General features: G+C 54.1%; 3 protein-coding genes and 1 pseudogene. 2 read left to right on the forward strand and 2 right to left on the reverse strand.

Annotated features, from left to right (window positions below):
- Positions 1-1,715 precede the first annotated feature (1,715 nt).
- Together AAAC48_RS26720 and AAAC48_RS26725 are read left to right on the forward strand one after the other, a co-directional pair.
- A complete protein-coding gene (locus tag AAAC48_RS26720) occupies positions 1,716-2,120 on the forward strand; it encodes a nuclear transport factor 2 family protein (RefSeq protein ID WP_340657102.1) in 405 nt (134 codons plus the stop codon).
- Between the two features lie 51 nt (positions 2,121-2,171).
- Positions 2,172-2,615 carry a DUF1810 domain-containing protein gene (locus AAAC48_RS26725; RefSeq protein ID WP_340657104.1) on the forward strand — a complete coding sequence of 148 codons (444 nt, stop codon included), beginning with the start codon at positions 2,172-2,174 and terminating at the stop codon, positions 2,613-2,615.
- A gap of 153 nt (positions 2,616-2,768) precedes the next feature.
- Here the strand turns inward: AAAC48_RS26725 and AAAC48_RS26730 are convergent, their stop codons facing one another.
- Positions 2,769-3,308: a dihydrofolate reductase family protein gene (locus AAAC48_RS26730; protein WP_340657103.1), complete on the reverse strand. Its 540-nt coding sequence runs from the start codon at positions 3,306-3,308 to the stop codon at positions 2,769-2,771.
- A gap of 228 nt (positions 3,309-3,536) precedes the next feature.
- Positions 3,537-3,661: pseudogene (locus tag AAAC48_RS26735) on the reverse strand (dihydrofolate reductase); the annotation flags it as partial.

A 3,661-nucleotide genomic window follows, 5' to 3' on the forward strand; every position in this document is an offset into this window, starting at 1 on the left:
GGCCTGAGCCTGTTGGGCACCGATGCCCTTTATCCCCTTGCCACTTTTACCCCAGGCGATACGCGCAAATCCAAAATAATCCCGCCAACTTATCCAACAGCCTCAAACCTCGCTTATTCCAACCGCACCCTTTCCACGGGGAACTGCTTCCGGGCGGCGGCGGGACCCGGAAGTCTTTGCCCGATGAAATCACCCAGGTTTTCCAGGTTCCGGCGTTCGGCTCTACCAGGGCCGATTGCGCCAAGGCGAGGGCTGTCGATATTGCGACAGCCGCACAAACAATGAATAGTGAACGGATCATGGCAAGCCCCCCGCTTTGTCGACATGCGTCGAATTTGGGATATGAAGCTCCACGGGACGGTTGCGATCGCTACGATCCTCGCGCCAGCAAAGCAGGGCTTTCGCTCCCGCCAAACGTTCAGATTCGCGCGCTTCAAAACCCCGTCATGCCAATGCCGGTGGACACGATCACACAACAACGTCGCCCATCTGATGGGGTATCGAGTGGGCTAAATATCTGAAATCAAAATACACCCTTGGGACGCGCACCACCAGCAAAACCTGTTCGACGCGAACCTGGATCATAGGTGACATTCTCGTGGAACAAGAGCCATCGCAACTGGGCCACTCGGTCGAGCAGGGACTATCTTGGCGAACCAAATCGACCTTCAGGCGTCGGCGGGTACTTTTGTGCTAGTCTGGGCCAAGGGAGACTGGCGCTATGAGCGAGAAGCGGAAAATCGCGGCTATCCTGGTCGCGGATGTGACGGGGGGCTGCCGTGCGCTCTATCGGTTGAGCTGCTCGTACAACCGATCCACTTTGTCTTGCGCTTCAGAAATAAGGGCAATGCAATCCCCTCTGTTCAAATGCGTGCTCAATTCGACAGTCTTGTTCTTTAACCCGCTATCGAGTTCCATGACGTCTTCGGGTTTAAACGAGGTGCCTTTTTCAAGCCGCGCCACAGAACGGCTTGTGGCGTCTCTCTTGGTTCTATAAAGCGGGTCATCGCAAAAAGTAAGATAGCTTCATTAGTTCGAGCTGGGCTCGAATTATCTCGTCTCCCTTTTCGACATCTCCGCCGCTTAGATAAGTGGAAAGTATAAATATAGTAAGCATCGAGCGCCCCGCAGTTGATAATTGCGGTTATCGTGCGATTGTCTCGTTACCAATTTGAAGCATTGTATATATGGACTAATCCTTTGGATCTACATCAAATGAAGTGTATACTATAAGCGCCGATGGTAAAATCGAGCTGTATCAAGCTCGATGGTTGTCTTGCAGCCGAAACCTTTCGATTAGAGCGATGACCCCGCCAGTTCTGGTGCGCTCCGAAGCCATCAGGGCGCTCGAGGTGTTGTGCAAGACCAGACGCCAAGGTTTACAACTGGTCGTATCCCAGGCAAAGCTTTGTGCACGCGCCTGGCTCCGCAGCAGAAATCCCATGTTTTGATGTTGGGGTCGATATCGAACAGGTAGGCGCAATCTCTGGCGCTCGTGTTGCGAAAGAGGGGGCGCCGCGGCAACGGACCGTGCCGCGCAGATGATGCAAGCGTCGCACAGCTTCGGGCAGAAATGGAACTTCGATGCAAATACATCCGAGGATTTTAGTGCGATACAGTGTATCTTGCTGTGCGCAGCGTGGCGTCGCTCCGGCGATCTGGCGCCGCCGTCAGCGTACGCGACAAGATGCGGGATAACCTGAGGGAATTTAGAAATGCCCCTTTCTCAAGATGCCGTTCGGTCGTTGTTCGCTCACTTGGAGGCTGGAGACGGCTCAGCATTCTTTGACCATGTCGACGATGACGTGGATTGGACCGTTGAGGGCCACCATCCGCTGGCTGGACGGTACCGCGGCAAGGCCGAATTTCGCGCCCACACATTTGAACGCCTCGGAAAGGTTCTTCCGGGAGGCGCTCAACTCCACGTTACTAGCGTGCTAATCAGTGGCGATTGGGCGATCGTCGAACTGAAGTCGTTGGCGACGGCGGTCAACGGCCTGCGATTCGACAACAAATATTGCTGGGTAACCCACTTTGCTGAAGACAAAATTATTGAGGTGCGCGCGTATCTGGATTCCGCAATGGTGCAGCGACTCTTCGACGAGAACCCAGGATTCTAGCAACTAGGTGGACCAAGGGCGGTTCGGAGCTGAGCCGCGATCAAACTGATGATGACCCATGAATTGGAATTTGATCTCGAACGGTTTGTGCAGGCGCAGAAAGCCATCTTCCCGCAAGTCGTCAAAGAATTGAGGGCAGGTCAGAAGCGCAGCCATTGGATGTGGTTTATCTTTCCACAATTGAAAGGCCTCGGGCATTCATCGACAGCCCGATTTTATGGGATTGCGTCGATTGAAGAGGCGCGGGCTTATCTGGGTCACGAGCTTCTTGGACCGAGGCTTGTCGTCTGCACCGAAGCCCTGCTCGGCCACATCGACAAATCCCTCAATGGGATACTGGGGTCACCCGACGATCTGAAATTCCGATCGTCGATGACGCTGTTCTCGCACGCGTCCAGTGACCACTTTATCTTCGATCGGGCGCTAGATCAGTTTTGTGGCGGCCATATGGACAGCCGGACACTGGAACTTCTTGGCCTCACAAAGACGGGTTGAGGCCGCCCGCCGCCTCATGGAAATGAGAGGGTGTTTAGAGGTTTGTTTGCCTGTCAGCACAACAACCAGGACGACCGGAATCGACCCATAGCCGCCATTGGAGAGATGAGTATGAGGGGAGGCTAATATATGGGTTTGGCTTTTCGTCCCTAATTACTTCGTCTTTGCTGGCACATATTCCATGGCCAAGATGCCATTGGTGAAGCGCGTGGCCGAGATCAGCTCAAGTTCCTGCTGTTCACCGGGCGCGAAAAACTGCTTTCCCTGACCGAGAGCTACAGGATGGCTGAGAAGCCTTATGCGGTCGACGAGGCCATGTCGCAGCAATTCCTGAGCCACGCTAATGCTGCCGTGTACATAGATATTACCGCCGCCGCCTTCTTTCAACTTCTTGACCGCTTCCGGCAGTGCGCCCTTTAGCAATTCGGCAGGCTTCCAATCGAGGTTTTTCAATGTTGTCGACGCAACATATTTTGGCAGTGCGTTGAATCTGTCAGCGAAGTCTCCGGTTTCCTTGGGCCAAGAGCTGGCAAAAATTTCATATGTAGTGCGCCCCAAGAGCATGGCGCCACTGTCTGAAAGTTCGTCATTCTTGAATTTATCCATTTCGGAGTTCCAAGTTCCGTGCGTCAACTTTTCAACCTCGGCAATGCCATCGGCGCTGATGAATTCGGTGACAATAATTTTCCTCATTTTGCTCTCCATTTGTTAGAGATTGAGTGCCGGCACGGACGCGGTGGCGACGATGTTGGCCAGCAGGGAGGCGGATTTGAGGTACGCCCCCAATCCGGCTAGCAGCAACGAAGGGCGGGACCAGGCTGTCAGTTATTCGGCAAGCGTCCTGCCGCGGCTGCCATTCTGAAAATCGCCAGGCCCAGGGGAGTAGGGCCGTATATATGATTGGCGAGATCGCTGTGATGGCTAGCTCAAATTCTTTCGCCGCTCTAATTCCGCTTCTGTCGGCTGTTCGAATTCAAATGATCCCGTCATGACTTGGCCGCCGCGAACGTATTTGTTGATCGTGACGCCGGTGCCGGACACTTTCG

The sequence above is a fragment of the Phyllobacterium sp. genome (genome assembly GCF_037994405.1).
Taxonomy (GTDB): Bacteria; Pseudomonadota; Alphaproteobacteria; order Rhizobiales; family Rhizobiaceae; genus Phyllobacterium.